The sequence below is a fragment of the Variovorax sp. RTB1 genome, assembly GCF_035018765.1.
GTDB lineage: Bacteria > Pseudomonadota > Gammaproteobacteria > Burkholderiales > Burkholderiaceae_C > Variovorax.
Genome location: NZ_JASJXG010000002.1, coordinates 41,368 through 56,356, shown reverse-complemented (window position 1 = coordinate 56,356; position 14,989 = coordinate 41,368). Strand labels below are relative to the sequence as shown.

The following is a 14,989-nucleotide window of genomic DNA, read 5'->3' as shown; positions in this document are numbered from 1 at the left end:
ACGGGCTCGCTCCGGTCACGCTGCCGGACTGAAGAGGTCGATGCGGTCGGTGATGATGCCGTCGGTGCCCAGTGCCAGCAGACGCTGCACGGCCCAGTCGTCGTTGACGGTGTAGCTCAGGGTGCGCATACCGATCGCCTTGGCTTCGGCCACCGTGACGGTGTTCCACAAACCCTGGTTGCAGACGATGGCAGCGCAGCCCAGGTGAGATGCGGTGTCGAGCCAGCCATCGGTCAAGGTGTCGAGCAGCAAGCCGCGTGGCAGATCGGGCTGAGTGGTTGCAGCGCCTTCGAGCGCTTCGACCTGAAACGATGTCAGCAGCGGTGGGATGGCCGCGTCTTGCCAAAGACGAGCGGCATGCCAGGCCACGACTTGCCCCGTCTCGCGCTCGCTGCCGGGCGTCGGCTTGATCTCGATGTTGAGGAAGTAGTCGTTCGCCAGGCAGAAGCGAGCGACGCTCTCGAGCGTGGCGAGCGGTTCGCCGGCAAAGGCGCGCGAATGCCAGCTGCCGGCATCGAGCAGCGCCAGATCGCTCCACGGTAATTTGCCGCCGGCGCCCTGACCGCTCGTGGTGCGTTCCAGCGCCGCGTCGTGCATCAGAAAAGGCACGCCGTCGGCGCTCAGCTTGGCGTCGCACTCGAACATGCGGTACCCGTGCGCTGCACCGACGCGGAACGCGGCCAGCGTGTTTTCAGGCGCCAGCTGGCCCGCACCGCGGTGCGCGACCCAGCACGGATAAGGCCACTGTTTCAATCTGCGCGCTTCCCTGAGCCGGCATCGAACCAATGCAGCTTGTCTTGCCGCGCCGCGATCTTCACGGTGTCGCCGGCAACCGGTGGATGGTCGCCCTCGTCGGTACGCATGATGATTTGCTCGTCGCCGATGCGGCCGTACACCAGGCGCTCGGCGCCCAGCAGTTCGACCTGCTCGACCTGCACCGACCATCCGTTTTCGTCGAGCTTCATGTGCTCGGGCCGGATGCCGAGAATATGACCCGACCTGACGCCCGGTGCATGCCGCAGCAGGTTCATCGGCGGCGAACCGATGAAGCTCGCGACAAAGGTGGTGGCAGGGCGGTTGTAGACCTCTTCGGGTGTTGCGAACTGGTCCATCACGCCACCGTTCATCACGATGATCCGTTGCGCCAGCGTCATTGCCTCGACCTGGTCGTGCGTGACGAAGAGCGATGTGATGCCGAGCTCGCGGTGCAGCTTCTGGATCTCCAGACGCGTTTGAGCGCGCAGCTTGGCGTCGAGGTTGGAAAGCGGTTCGTCGAACAAAAACACCTGCGGTTGTCGCACGATGGCGCGACCCATCGCCACGCGCTGCCGCTGGCCTCCGGAAAGCTCGCGCGGCTTGCGTTGGAGCAGGCTGCCGAGTTCGAGAATTTTGGCGGCCTTGTCGACACGCGTCTTGATCTCGGGCACCGGCACCTTGGCGATTTTCAGGCCGTAGGCCATGTTGTCGAACACGCTCATGTGCGGGTACAGCGCGTAGTTCTGGAACACCATCGCGATGTCGCGCTCCGACGGCTCGAGGTCGTTGACCACGCGGTCCCCGATGCGGATTTCGCCCGCTGAAACTTCTTCGAGCCCCGCGACCATGCGCAGCAGCGTCGATTTGCCGCAGCCCGAAGGCCCGACGATGACGATGAATTCATGGTCGGCAACCTCGGCGCTCACGCCGTGGATAACCTGATTCGCCTTCGGCCCGATGCCGTAGCGCTTGATGACGTTGCGTAGTGAAAGAGAAGCCATATTTTCTTTGTCTTATTTTTCAGTGTCCACGAGGCCCTTGACGAACCACTTCTGCATCAAAACCACGACCAGCGCGGGCGGCAGCATCGCGAGGATCGCGGTCGCCATCACCACGTTCCAGTCGTTGGACGCGTCGCCTCCGGCCATCATGAGCTTGATGCCGACCACCACCGGGTACATGTCTTCGCCGGTGGTCGCCAACAGCGGCCAGAGGTACTGATTCCAGCCGTAGATGAACTGGATCACGAAGAGCGCCGCAATCGAGGTTTTCGACAACGGCAGCAGCACGTCGATGAAGAAACGCATCGGGCTCGCGCCGTCCATGCGGGAGGCTTCGGTGAGCTCGTCCGGCACCGTCATGAAGAACTGCCGAAACAGGAAGGTCGCGGTGGCCGATGCGATCAGCGGGACCGTGAGGCCGGCGTAGGTATTGAGCATGTGCAGGTTCGACAGCACCTGGTAGGTGGGCAGGATGCGCACCTCGACCGGCAGCATCAGCGTCACGAAGATCATCCAGAACACGATCTTCCTGAAGCGGAACCTGAAATACACGATGGCAAAGGCCGACAGTAAGGAAATGCTGATCTTGCCGATCGAGATGACCATCGCGGTCACGAAGCTGACCCACATCATGTGGGCCACCGGCGCGTTCGATCCATTGCTGGTTTCGCGGCCGAAGAGCGCCGACTTGTAGCTCTCCCACATGTGGCCGCCGGGCAGCAACGGCATGGGGGCTTGCACGATCTCCTGTGCCGTGTGCGTCGATGCGACGAAGGCCAGGTACAGCGGGAAGCCGACGATCAGCACGCCGAGGACCATGACGACGTGGGCCAGGATGCCGTGGGTGCCGCGTTTTTCGACCATGTCAGTAATTCACTTTCTTCTCGACGTAGCGGAACTGCACCACCGTCAGCGCCACGACGATCACCATGAGCACGACGGACTGCGCGGCGGAGCCGCCCAGGTCCATCGCCTTGAAGCCGTCGTGATAGACCTTGTAGACGAGGATCGAGGTGTCTTGGCCTGGGCCGCCTTGCGTGGCCGCATCGACGATCGCGAAGGTGTCGAAGAACGCGTAGACCACGTTGATGACCAGCAGGAAGAAGGTGGTTGGCGTCAGCAAGGGGAACTGCACCGTCCAGAAGCGGCGCCACGGTTTGGCTCCGTCGATGGCCGCGGCTTCGATCAACGATTTCGGGATCGACTGCAGGCCTGCCAGGAAAAACAGGAAGTTGTACGACAGCTGCTTCCAGATGGCCGCCATCACGATCAATGCCATGGCCTGGCCCGAATTGAGCAGATGGTTCCAGTCGATACCGAACTTGCCCAGCGCATACGACACCACGCCGAGCGAGGGCGAGAACATGAAGACCCACAGCACTGCGGCCACCGATGGTGCGACCGCGTACGGCAGGATGAGCATCGTCTTGTAGAACATGCCGCCACGCACGATGCGGTCTGCGAAAACGGCCAGCATGAGTGCCAGTGAAATACCGATGCTGGCGACCAGTACCGAGAAGAAAGCCGTCGTCTTGAAAGACGCCGCATAGCTCGGGTCGGCGATCAATTGCCTGAAGTTGTCGAAGCCGACGAATTCGATCGAGGTGCCGAACGCATCCTGTTGCTGCAACGACTGAAAAACGGCTTGGGCGGCCGGCCAGAAGAAGAACACCAGGATGACCACCGCCTGCGGCAGGATCAGCAGCCAGGGCAGCCAGCTCGATCGAAAGACGACGCGTTTTTCCATGGGGTCCCTTACGTAAAAATCCCGCCCGGCCGTCCTGAGAGAAGGACCAACGGGGCGGGCGATATTAGCCGGAGCCGGGCACGGCGCCGGACGCGGGCCCGGCGAGGACGACCGCGAGAGTCAGCTCTTGTTTGCCTTCTGGAAACGCTCGAGTTGTTCGTCGCCGCGCTTGACGATTTCGTCGAGCGCTTCCTTGGCGGTTTTCTTGCCGTTCCAGACCTGTTCGAGCTCTTCGTCCTCAATGGTGCGGATCTGCAAGTAGTTGCCCAGGCGAATGCCACGGCTCTTGTCGGTCACCTTGCGGATCATCTGCGTCACTGCGACATCGGTGCCCGGCTTTTCCTTGTAGAAACCCGACTCTTCGGTCAGCTTGTAGGCCGCCGTGGTGATGGGCAGATAGCCTGTGCGCTTGTGGCTGGCCGACTGCACTTCGGGTTGCGAGAGGAAGGTGAAGAACTTGGCGACGCCCTTGTACTTCTCCGGCGTCTTGCCCGACATGACCCAGAGGCTGGCGCCGCCGATCACGGTGTTTTGCGGTGCGCCCGGTACGTCCGGGTAGTAGGGCAGCGGGGCCAGTCCGTAGGCGAACTTTGCGTTCTTGGCGACGTCGCCATAGAAGCCGGACGAGGTCTGGATCATGGCGCACTCACCCGAGGTGAACGACGCTTGCGGCACGCTGCTGCGGCCCTTATAGACGAACAGGCCCTGCTTGGCCATGTTGGCCAGGTTCTCGATGTGGCGCACATGCAATGGCGAGTTGACCTTCAGGCGCGCGTCCAGGCCTTGCAGTCCGTTGCTCTTGCTCGCGAACTCGACGTTGTGCCAGGCCGAAAAGCTTTCGAGCTGGGTCCAGTTTTGCCAAGCGGTGGTGAACGGACATTTGTGGCCGCTGGCCTTGAGCTTGGCGGCGGCGGCCACCACTTCGGGCCAGGTGGTCGGCGCCTTGTCGGTCGGCAGGCCGGCCGCTTTGAAGGCGTCCTTGTTCCAGTAGAAGATGGTCGTCGAGCTGTTGAACGGAAAGCTCAACATCTGGCCGTTCGGCGCGGTGTAGTAGCCCGCCACCGCAGGAACGTAGCCGCTCGGATCGAACTTCTCGCCGGCGTCCTTCATAATTTTTCCGACCGGCACGATGGCGCCCTTGCTGGCCATCATCGTCGCTGTGCCGACTTCGAATACCTGCAGAATGTCGGGAGCGTTACCGGCGCGAAAAGCCGCAATGGCCGCGGTCATCGACTCGGCATATTCGCCCTTGAAGGTCGGGACGATCTTGTATTCCTTCTGGCTTTCGTTGAACTGCTTGGCCAGATCGTTGACCCATTCGTTGTTGACGGCGGTCATCGAATGCCACCACTGGATTTCGGTTTGGGCGTGTGCCGTGTGGAACAGCGTGGCGGCCAACGCCGAAACCAAGGCGAGCGTCTTGAATCGCATGAAGACTCCTGAAAATTGGGAAAACGAAGGGGCGGATGCTAGGTCATCTTTGTGACGGTTCCGCGTTGCTGTTTGTCGCATGGAAGACTTGCTGCAACCAGCCGGGGAAACCCTTTTTGAAGCGCCGCCATCCCGACCGGAGCCCTGCTTGCTGCGATGCACCATGCTAGCCTTTAGATATGAGCAAGACTTCCCTCGACAAAAGCAAAATCAAGTTCCTTCTGTTGGAAGGCATCCATTCTTCGGCACTCGAAGTGATCCGCGGCGCGGGGTACACGCAAATCGAAACCGTGCCCAAGGCGCTCCAGGGCGAGGAGCTGAAAGCCAAGCTGGCCGACGTTCATTTCCTGGGCATACGCTCGCAAAGCAAGCTCACGGCCGACGTGCTGTCGGCGGCGCCCAAGCTGGTGGCGGTGGGGTGCTTTTGCATCGGAACCAACCAGGTCGATCTGAATGCGGCCCGCGAGCGTGGTGTGGCGGTGTTCAACGCGCCGTATTCGAACACCCGCTCGGTCGCAGAACTCGTGCTTGCTGAAGCCATTCTTTTGCTGCGCGGCATCCCCGCCAAAAACGCGCTGGTGCATCGCGGCGGATGGATGAAGTCCGCCGCCAACTCGCATGAAATTCGCGGCAAGACGCTCGGCATCGTCGGCTATGGGTCGATCGGCACGCAGTTGTCGGTACTGGCCGAAGGGCTGGGAATGCACGTCACGTTCTATGACGTCGTGAGCAAGTTGCCGCTGGGCAATGCGCGTCAGATTCCGCAACTGCACGACCTGCTGGCGCAGAGCGACATTGTGAGCCTGCATGTTCCGGAGTTGCCGTCGACGAAATGGATGATCGGGCCAGCCGAGATCGCCGCGATGAAGCCGGGCGGCATTCTGATCAACGCGGCGCGTGGCACGGTGGTCGATATCGATGCGCTGGCCGAGGGCATCAAGAGCCAGAAACTCTGGGGCGCGGCCATCGATGTGTTCCCGGTCGAACCTGGCAGCAACAACGAAGAATTCCAGTCGCCGCTGCGAGGTCTGGACAATGTGATTTTGACGCCGCACGTAGGCGGCTCGACGATGGAGGCACAGGCCAACATCGGCGGCGAGGTGGCTGAAAAGCTGGTCAAGTACAGCGACAACGGCACCTCGGTTTCGTCGGTGAACTTTCCGGAAGTGGCGCTGCCGGCGCATCCGGGCAAGCACCGTCTGCTGCACATCCACCATAACGTGCCGGGTGTTCTGTCGGAGATCAACAGGATCTTTTCGGACAACCACATCAACATCGCATCGCAGTTTCTGCAGACAAATGAAAAGGTCGGGTACGTGGTGACGGACATCGATGCGGCTTCTTCGGATCTGGCTTTGGAGAAGTTGGCGCAGGTGCCTGGGACCATTCGAAGCCGGGTGTTGTTTTAGTTGTCGTCGGTGGGGAGCGTTTTTGTCGATGGTTGGCGGGTGGAAGCTCTGCTGCTGCTCCCCTCGGAAAGCGGGGTCCGCGCAAACATCGGACGCGAAGCGCATCAACACCACCGCTGACCTAAAATCACAGCCCCGGCAAGAGGGTGCGCAGCGCCCGACCGAGGCCCACTTTCCCCGATGAATGCACCGACCGCTTTGACTGCGTTGTTGTCGCAGGCCGCAGAGCCCGCACGATTGCGTGAGATCCCGTACAACTACACCAGCTTTTCCGATCGCGAGATCGTGATTCGCCTGCTGGGCGAACGCGGCTGGGAGTTGCTGCAGAACCTGCGATCCGAGCGCCGCACCGGCCGCTCCGCGCGCATGCTTTATGAAGTGCTCGGCGACATCTGGGTCGTGCAGCGAAATCCATACCTCGTCGACGATCTGCTCGACAATCCGCGCCGCCGCGGTCAGCTGGTCGATGCGTTGAACCACCGGCTGACCGAGGTCGGCAAGCGCCGCACTCCTGATGTCGATGCCGAGCGCGACGCGTTGGTTGGCGAACTCACCGCGCTGGTGAGTCACGCCATCGTAGCGTTCGACGCCATGTTCCGCGATGTCGCCGCCTTGCGTCGTAAAGCCACCCGCGTGCTGCGCCGACTGACAGCCAAAGACAACATCAAGTTCGACGGACTCTCGCGCGTGTCGCACGTGACCGACGCGACCGATTGGCGGGTCGAGTATCCCTTCGTCGTGCTGTGCCCGGACACCGAGGCCGAGATGGCGGGGATGGTCAAGGGCTGCATCGATTTGGGCCTGACCATCATCCCGCGCGGCGGCGGCACCGGCTACACCGGCGGCGCGATTCCGCTGACCTGGAACAGCGCGGTCATCAACACCGAAAAGCTCGAAGCCATGACCGAGGTCCAGGTGATCGCGCTGCCCGGCCTCGATGCACCGGTGGCCACCGTCTGGACCGAAGCCGGCGTGGTGACGCAGCGCGTCGCCGATGCGGCCGAGCGGGCGGGCTATGTCTTCGCGGTCGATCCGACTTCGGCCGAGGCCTCGTGCGTCGGCGGCAACGTCGCGATGAATGCCGGCGGCAAGAAGGCCGTGCTGTGGGGCACCGCGCTCGACAATCTGGCCTCGTGGCGCATGGTGACGCCGCAGGCCGAGTGGCTCGAAGTCACGCGCATCGGTCACAACCTCGGCAAGATTCACGACGCTGAAAACGCCGTGTTCGATCTGCAGTATTTCGCGGCCAATGGAACGACCAAACTGCGCAGCGAGCGCCTGACGATTCCCGGCAAGACCTTTCGCAAAGAAGGCCTTGGCAAGGACGTGACCGACAAGTTTTTGTCGGGCCTGCCGGGCATCCAGAAAGAGGGCTGCGACGGGCTGATCACTAGCTGCCGCTGGATCGTGCACAAGATGCCGGCGCACACGCGCACCGTGTGTCTGGAGTTCTTCGGCAACGCCAAGGACGCGGTGCCGAGCATCGTCGAGATCAAGGACTTCATGTTCGCCGAGCAGAAGCGCAGTGGCGTGCTGCTGGCCGGCTTGGAGCATCTGGACGATCGCTACCTGAAGGCGGTCGGCTACGCCACCAAATCGAAGAAGCACGGTGGCTTGCCGAAGATGGTGCTGTTCGGCGACATCGCGGGTGACGACGCCGACGACGTGGCGCGCACCACCTCGGAAGTGGTGCGCATCGCCAACTCGCGCAACGGCGAAGGTTTCATCGCCATCAGCCCGGAAGCGCGCAAGAAGTTCTGGCTCGACCGCAAGCGCACGGCCGCCATCAGCAAGCACACCAACGCCTTCAAGATCAACGAAGACGTGGTGATTCCGCTGCCGCGCATGGCCGAGTACACCGATGGCATCGAACGTATCAATATCGAGCTGTCGCTGCAGAACAAGATCGCATTCACGGATGCGCTGGAAGCGTTTTTTACGCGCGGTAGTCTGCCGCTCGGCAAGACAGACGATGCCAACGACATACCTTCGGCCGAACTGCTCGAAGACCGTGTGGGCCAGGCAATCGATCTGGTTCGAGAAGTGCGCGCGCTGTGGGCCGGATGGCTCCAAAGCGTCGATGCGCTCTTCCCACAGTTGCAGGACCATTCGTTGCGCGCCAGCTGGAAGACGCAGATCCGTCTGCCGCTGCAAAGCATTTTCACCGGCGCGGAGTTTCAGCCGATCCTCGACGAGTGCAACGCCATTCACCAGCGTGTGCTCAAGGGCCGCGTGTGGATCGCCCTGCACATGCATGCCGGCGACGGCAACGTACACACCAACATCCCCGTCAACAGCGACAACTACGACATGCTGCAGACCGCGCACGCAGCGGTGGTGCGCATCATGAAACTGGCGCGGGATCTGGACGGCGTGATTTCCGGTGAGCACGGCATCGGTATCACCAAGCTGGAATTTCTGACCGATGAGGAACTGCAGCCGTTCACCGACTACAAGATGCGGGTCGATCCTGAAGGGCGGTTCAACAAGGGCAAGCTGTTGCGCGTGACAGCGCAGAGCGCGCTCCACGCGGACCTCACCAACGCCTACACGCCAAGCTTCGGTCTCATGGGCCATGAGTCGTTGATCATGCAGCAGAGCGACATCGGCGCCATTGCCGATTCGGTCAAGGATTGCCTGCGCTGCGGCAAGTGCAAGCCGGTGTGCGCGACACATGTGCCTCGCGCGAACCTGCTCTACAGCCCACGCAACAAGATCCTCGCGACGTCGCTGCTGGTCGAGGCTTTTCTTTACGAAGAGCAGACGCGCCGCGGCGTCAGCATCAAGCACTGGGAAGAGTTCGAAGACGTGGCGGACCACTGCACCGTGTGCCACAAGTGCCTGTCGCCGTGCCCGGTCAAGATCGATTTCGGCGACGTGTCGATGAACATGCGGAACCTGTTGCGCAAGATGGGCAAGAAGAGCTTTCGGCCCGGCAATGCCGCCGCGATGCTCTTCCTCAACGCGACCAACCCGCAGACCATCAAGGCGATGCGCGTCGGCATGGTCGATATCGGCTTCAAGGCGCAGCGCCTGGCAAACGACCTGTTGCGCCGCGTCGCGAAGAAGCAGACCGCCGCGCCGCCATCGACGCTAGGCCCCGCGCCGATCAAGGAACAGATCGTTCACTTCATCAACAAGAAAATGCCGGGTGGCCTGCCGAAGAAGACCGCGCGGGCGCTGCTCGACATCGAGGATGCGGACTACGTGCCGATCATTCGCGACCCGAAGACGACGACGTCGGAAACCGAGGCCGTCTTCTACTTTCCGGGGTGCGGATCGGAGCGACTGTTCTCGCAAGTCGGCCTCGCAACGCAGGCGATGCTGTGGCATGCCGGTGTGCAAACCGTGCTGCCGCCGGGTTACCTGTGTTGCGGCTATCCGCAGCGCGGCAGCGGCCAGTTCGACAAGGCCGAGAAGATGATCACCGACAACCGGGTGCTCTTCCACCGTGTGGCCAACACGCTCAACTACCTCGACATCAAGACAGTGGTGGTGAGCTGCGGCACCTGCTACGACCAGCTGCAGGGCTACCAGTTCGACAAGATCTTCCCGGGCTGCCGGATCATCGACATCCACGAGTACCTGCTCGAAAAAGGCATCACGCTGGCGGGTGCGGTCAATGGCGCGATGAACGGTGCCAAAGATGGCGCGGCAGGCGGCTACCTGTACCACGACCCCTGCCACAGCCCGATGAAACTGCAGGACCCGATGAAGACCGTGAAGGCGCTGGTCGGCAACGCCGCTGGAGACAACGTGCTTAAGAACGACCGCTGCTGCGGCGAGTCGGGCACGCTCGGTGTCACGCGGCCCGACATCTCCACTCAGATCCGCTTTCGAAAGGAAGAAGAACTGAAAAAAGGCGAGACCGACTTGCGCGCGACCGGCACGGTCGCGGCACAAGGCAACGTCAAGATATTGACCAGCTGCCCGAGTTGCCTCCAAGGCCTTAGCCGCTATGGCGACGACCTGAACAACGGCTTGCTCGAAGCAGACTACATCGTGGTCGAAATGGCCAATTTGATCCTCGGCGCAGACTGGCTGCCGAACTACGTGGCCGCGGCCAACCGTGGCGGCATCGAGCGCGTACTCGTATGAACAGGAGTTTCTGATGGCAGGTTTGAAGGTCGGCGCACCGACGCCACAATCGGTCACCGTGCATGGTCAGTCGCGCGTGCTGGAGGTCGGTTTCTCGGATGGGGCGAGCTTCCGGATTCCGTTCGAGCTGATGCGCGTCTATTCGCCGTCGGCGGAAGTGCAAGGTCACGGGCCGGGTCAGGAGATCCTGCAAACGGGCAAGCGCGAGGTGACGCTGGTCGAACTCGAATCGGTCGGCAACTACGCGGTCAAGCCGGTGTTCAGCGATGGGCACGAGTCCGGCATCTACTCATGGGACTTGCTGTACGAACTGGGCGCTAGGCAGGACGACTTATGGGCTGAGTACGAGCGTCGCCTTGCCGCTGCGGGTGTCGATCGCGACGCACCGATGCCCGGCAAGGGCGGCCACGCCTGCGGCAGTCATTGACGCTCTGGGAGCAGAGTCACTGATGCAGTAGCCATTGGCTTTGCGGGGTCGTCGTCTTGATGTCCATGCTTCCGCCCTAACATCGGGCGCATGAGTACCACCCATTTCGGCTACGAGAAGGTCGACGAGAAAGAGAAAGCCAGTCGCGTGCGCGGCGTTTTCGACTCGGTCGCGACACGCTACGACCTCATGAACGACCTCATGTCGGGCGGCCTCCATCGCGCATGGAAGGCCTACACCGTGATGGTCGCCAACGTCGGTGAAGGCTCCAAAGTGCTCGACATCGCGGGTGGCACCGGCGACCTCGCACTCGCGTTTGCCAAGAAGGTGGGCGTCACCGGCGAAGTGGTACATACCGACATCAACGAAGCCATGCTGCGCACTGGCCGCGACCGCCTGCTCGATGCCGGCGTCGCATTGCCGACGATGGTGTGCGATGCAGAAAAGCTCCCGTTTGCCGACAACCATTTCGACGTCGTGGCCGTGGCGTTCGGTCTCCGCAACATGACTCACAAAGACGTGGCACTGAAGGAAATGAACCGCGTGCTGAAGCCGCGCGGCAAGCTGCTGGTGCTGGAGTTTTCGAAGGTCGCCAAGCCGCTCGCCAAAGCATACGACTGGTATTCGTTCAAGGTGTTGCCTGCCCTTGGCAAGCTGGTGGCGGGCGACGACGCGAGCTATCGCTACCTTGCCGAATCGATCCGGATGCACCCCGACCAAGACGACCTCAAGACCCTCATGAAAGAGGGCGGTTTCGGGCACGTGGACTATCACAACATGACTGGTGGCGTGGTTGCCTTGCATGTTGGAATCAAATGTTGAAAAGGCGATTTTTCGCCGAAGAGGAGACGATATGAACAAGCTATGGACGGTATTGGTTGCAGGCGCCCTGGTGCTGGGCAGCGTGCAGGCCGACGCGGCTCGACTGGGCGGCGGCGGCAAGTCTTTCGGTCGCCAGTCGGGCAACGTGACGCAGCGTCAGGCGACCGTGCCAGCTACGACGCCAGGCTCGCCTGCGGCGCCGGCGCAGAACGCCAGCCCGACGGCACCGCGTCCGGCCACGCCCACGCCCGCCGCTGCGGCACCGAAGCGCCCTTGGGGTGCCATGCTCGGTGGCCTCGCCGCCGGTCTCGGCCTGGCGTGGCTCGCGCACTCGCTCGGTCTCGGTGCCGGCTTCGGCAACATCCTGATGATCGGCTTACTCGTGCTGGCAGCCGTGGTCGCATGGCGCACGTTCGCAGCCCGCTCGCGCAACGGCGCATCGGCTGGCGGTAACCGGCAGGGCGGTCTGGCTTTCGAAGGCGCAGGCAACCCGGCCAACGTCAGCGCCCCTGCGCAGTACAGCCCCGGCAATGTCGGCAACGACGCGTCGGCACGGCCTTGGGAGCGTCCTGCGCCCGCCGCTTTCGATGCGACGCCGGCTTCGTCCGGGCTTGGTGGCAGCAGCTTGTCTGCCGCTGGTGCCGCAGCCGGTGCAGCTGGCGGCAGCATGATCGGTTCAGCACTGGGCGGGTCTCAGTCGTGGGGCATCCCGTCCGGCTTCGATGTCGACGGCTTTCTCATTGCGGCCAAGCGTAACTTCGTGACCCTGCAAGATGCCTGGGATCGTGCCGACGTGTCCATGCTGCGCTCGATGATGACGGACGACATGGTCGAAGAAATTCGCACCCAGTTGGCCGATCGCGCCGGTCACACCGGTGGCGCATCGAACAAGACCGACGTGGTCGCGCTCGACGCCAAGCTGCTCGGCATCGAAGAAATGCCCGACGTCTACCTGGCCAGTGTCGAGTTCTCTGGAATGATCCGCGAAGACGCTTCTTCCGGGCCAAGCCCATTCCGCGAAGTCTGGAACATGACCAAGCCGACCAGCGGTACCAGCGGCTGGCTCGTGGCTGGCGTGCAAGCCCTGCAATAGCCGACGGCCTACGCGCTGGCGGCTCACTCGAGTCGCCCGCTCACGCAATAATGGGGACATGGTCAAACCGTCGTCCCCATTCGCTTTTCTGAATGATCTGCTCAACCGCGTCGGAAGTAGATTGCAGCCGCCGCCGTGGGCCGTCCACGAGGTGCAACACCGCGCCGTTCTGTTCCTCAACCACGTCCTGCAACAAGAGCCCGAAGCTCAGCAGCGAGTGTTGCGGCAGCAGGGCAAAGTGGTGCAGTTTCAGTGGCGCTTTGTCAAGATGGCCTTGGTCGCGACGCCGGCCGGCCTGCTCGACTTGGCTGCCGAAGGCGCCGTGCCCGACCTCACGCTCACACTGACCGAGGCATCGCCTTTCGACCTCGCCCGTACCACCTTGAGCGGCGATAAGCCGCCGGTGCAAATCGTCGGCGACGTGCAACTGGCGGCAGAAGTCAACTGGCTGGTCGACCATGTGCGCTGGGACGTCGAAGACGACTTGGCGCGCGTGATTGGCGACGTGCCGGCACACACGGTCAGCAATGCGGCGCGCCGCGGGGTCCAGGCCTTGCGCAAGTTCGTTGGCGACCGCCGCGCCGCCACCGGCGCAGCCCCGGGCACCGACGCGGGCAGCGTCGGGCCCTCAGGCACCGCATGAGTCGTTTCTATCGGGGCATCTTCATCGTCTGGGTGGCACTGCGCTACGGCCTCGACGAGATGGTGCTGACGAGCTTCAAGAAGCCTTGGCTGGGCGTCCTCGCGCGCATGATTTCGGTCGGCCGCAACCTCGATGCACCTCGCGGTCAGCGCTTGCGCGAGGCACTCGAGCGTCTCGGGCCGATCTTCGTGAAGTTCGGGCAGGTGCTGTCGACCCGGCGCGACCTGCTGCCGCCAGACATCGCCGACGAGCTGGCCTTCCTGCAAGACCGCGTGCCGCCGTTTGCTTCGTCGATCGCGATTGCGACCATCGAGCGGGCGTTCCGGCGGCGGGTGAGCGACATCTTCGTGCAGTTCGACGAGACGCCGGTCGCCAGCGCGTCGATCGCGCAGGTGCACTTTGGCAAGGTGCGACTGCGCGACGGCACGTTGCGCGAGGTCGCGGTCAAGGTGCTGCGGCCCAACATGCGCGGCATTATCGAAAAGGACCTTGCGCTGATGGCCATGATGGCGGGCTGGCTGGAGAGCCTGTCGGCCGACGGCAAGCGGCTGAAGCCCCGCGAAGTCATCGGTGAGTTCGACAAGTACCTGCACGACGAGCTCGACCTGGTGCGCGAGGCGGCCAATGCCGCCCAGTTGCGTCGCAACATGGTCAAGCTGGAGCTGGTGATGATCCCGGAAATGTTCTGGGATTTCTGCCACCCGGAAGTCATCGTGATGGAGCGCATGACCGGCGTGCCGATCGCACAACTCGACCGAATCCGGGCGGCCGGTGTCGACATTCCCAAGCTGGCGCGCGATGGCGTGACCATCTTTTTCACGCAGGTGTTTCGCGACGGTTTTTTCCATGCCGACATGCACCCGGGCAACATACAGGTCAGTCTGGAGCCGGCGACCTTCGGACGCTACATTTCGCTGGACTTCGGGATCATCGGCACGCTGACCGAATCCGACAAGGAGTACCTGGCGCAGAACTTCGTCGCGTTCTTCCGGCGCGACTACAAGCGGGTGGCGGAGTTGCATCTGGAAAGTGGCTGGGTGCCCGAGGGCACACGCATCGACGAACTCGAAGGCGCGATCCGTACCGTGTGCGAGCCGTACTTCGATCGGCCGTTGCGCGAGATCTCGCTCGGCATGGTGCTGATGCGGCTGTTCCAGACCTCGCGCCGCTTCCACGTGGAGATTCAGCCGCAACTGGTGCTGCTGCAGAAGACACTGCTCAACATCGAGGGGCTCGGTCGCCAGCTCGATCCTGAGCTTGATCTGTGGGCGACGGCCAAGCCGTTCCTCGAGAAATGGATGGTCGACCAGATCGGCCCGCGCAAGCTCTTCGAGCAGCTCAAAGCAGAGGCGCCGCGCTACGCCAAGCTATTGCCGCAGCTGCCACGGCTTCTGCACGACTACCTGGAAAATCGCCCCGCCGACCATCGTCGCGAGCTGATGGAATTGCTGGCAGCGCAGAAGCGCACCAACAAGCTTTTGCAGGCGATCGTCTACGGTGGCATGGGTTTTGTATTGGGTCTGCTCGCCATGCAGTTGTTGCTGCGGGTACGGATTTTCTAG

The 14,989-nt window shown here is 62.5% G+C and carries 12 protein-coding genes; 7 read left to right on the top strand and 5 right to left on the bottom strand.

Annotated elements, in window-relative coordinates; all coding sequences use genetic code 11:
* Positions 1–15: 15 nt before the first annotated feature.
* The 5 genes from ugpQ to ugpB all read right to left on the bottom strand — a co-directional run bounded on the left by ugpQ (position 16) and on the right by ugpB (position 4,935).
* Positions 16–753: a glycerophosphodiester phosphodiesterase gene (gene ugpQ / locus QN397_RS01680; RefSeq protein ID WP_323495517.1), complete on the bottom strand. Its 738-nt coding sequence runs from the start codon at positions 751–753 to the stop codon at positions 16–18.
* Entirely contained in the window at positions 750–1,757 is a 1,008-nt protein-coding gene (gene ugpC / locus QN397_RS01675) for a sn-glycerol-3-phosphate ABC transporter ATP-binding protein UgpC (RefSeq protein WP_323495516.1), read from the bottom strand. Before ugpC ends, ugpQ begins: the two co-directional genes overlap by 4 nt.
* Positions 1,758–1,769: 12 nt before the next feature.
* Complete coding sequence (ugpE, locus tag QN397_RS01670) at positions 1,770–2,621, bottom strand: sn-glycerol-3-phosphate ABC transporter permease UgpE (RefSeq protein WP_323495515.1); 852 nt, start codon at positions 2,619–2,621, stop codon at positions 1,770–1,772.
* Between the two features lies 1 nt (position 2,622).
* Positions 2,623–3,504, bottom strand: coding sequence for a sn-glycerol-3-phosphate ABC transporter permease UgpA (gene ugpA / locus QN397_RS01665; RefSeq protein ID WP_323495514.1), 882 nt, complete (start codon positions 3,502–3,504; stop codon positions 2,623–2,625).
* Positions 3,505–3,624: 120 nt separating this feature from the next.
* On the bottom strand, positions 3,625–4,935 hold the full coding sequence (gene ugpB, locus QN397_RS01660) for a sn-glycerol-3-phosphate ABC transporter substrate-binding protein UgpB (RefSeq protein ID WP_323495513.1): 1,311 nt from the start codon (positions 4,933–4,935) through the stop codon (positions 3,625–3,627).
* Between the two features lie 179 nt (positions 4,936–5,114).
* Here ugpB and serA point away from each other — a divergent pair, with 179 nt between their 5' ends.
* The 7 genes from serA (at position 5,115) to ubiB (ending at position 14,989) form a co-directional block, all read left to right on the top strand.
* Entirely contained in the window at positions 5,115–6,344 is a 1,230-nt protein-coding gene (gene serA, locus QN397_RS01655) for a phosphoglycerate dehydrogenase (protein WP_323495512.1), read from the top strand.
* A 180-nt stretch (positions 6,345–6,524) separates the two neighbouring features.
* Positions 6,525–10,442 (top strand): FAD/FMN-binding oxidoreductase, encoded by a 3,918-nt coding sequence (locus tag QN397_RS01650; protein WP_323499902.1) that lies wholly within the window; start codon positions 6,525–6,527, stop codon positions 10,440–10,442.
* Positions 10,443–10,455: 13 nt separating this feature from the next.
* Positions 10,456–10,869, top strand: coding sequence for a DUF971 domain-containing protein (locus QN397_RS01645; RefSeq protein ID WP_323499901.1), 414 nt, complete (start codon positions 10,456–10,458; stop codon positions 10,867–10,869).
* Between the two features lie 90 nt (positions 10,870–10,959).
* A complete protein-coding gene (gene ubiE, locus QN397_RS01640) occupies positions 10,960–11,691 on the top strand; it encodes a bifunctional demethylmenaquinone methyltransferase/2-methoxy-6-polyprenyl-1,4-benzoquinol methylase UbiE (RefSeq protein ID WP_323499900.1) in 732 nt (243 codons plus the stop codon).
* 31 nt (positions 11,692–11,722) lie between these two features.
* Positions 11,723–12,784 (top strand): Tim44 domain-containing protein, encoded by a 1,062-nt coding sequence (locus QN397_RS01635; RefSeq protein WP_323499899.1) that lies wholly within the window; start codon positions 11,723–11,725, stop codon positions 12,782–12,784.
* Positions 12,785–12,842: 58 nt separating this feature from the next.
* Positions 12,843–13,427 (top strand): hypothetical protein, encoded by a 585-nt coding sequence (locus QN397_RS01630; RefSeq protein ID WP_323495507.1) that lies wholly within the window; start codon positions 12,843–12,845, stop codon positions 13,425–13,427.
* Complete coding sequence (gene ubiB / locus QN397_RS01625) at positions 13,424–14,989, top strand: ubiquinone biosynthesis regulatory protein kinase UbiB (RefSeq protein ID WP_323499898.1); 1,566 nt, start codon at positions 13,424–13,426, stop codon at positions 14,987–14,989. The genes QN397_RS01630 and ubiB overlap by 4 nt, the downstream gene beginning before the upstream one ends.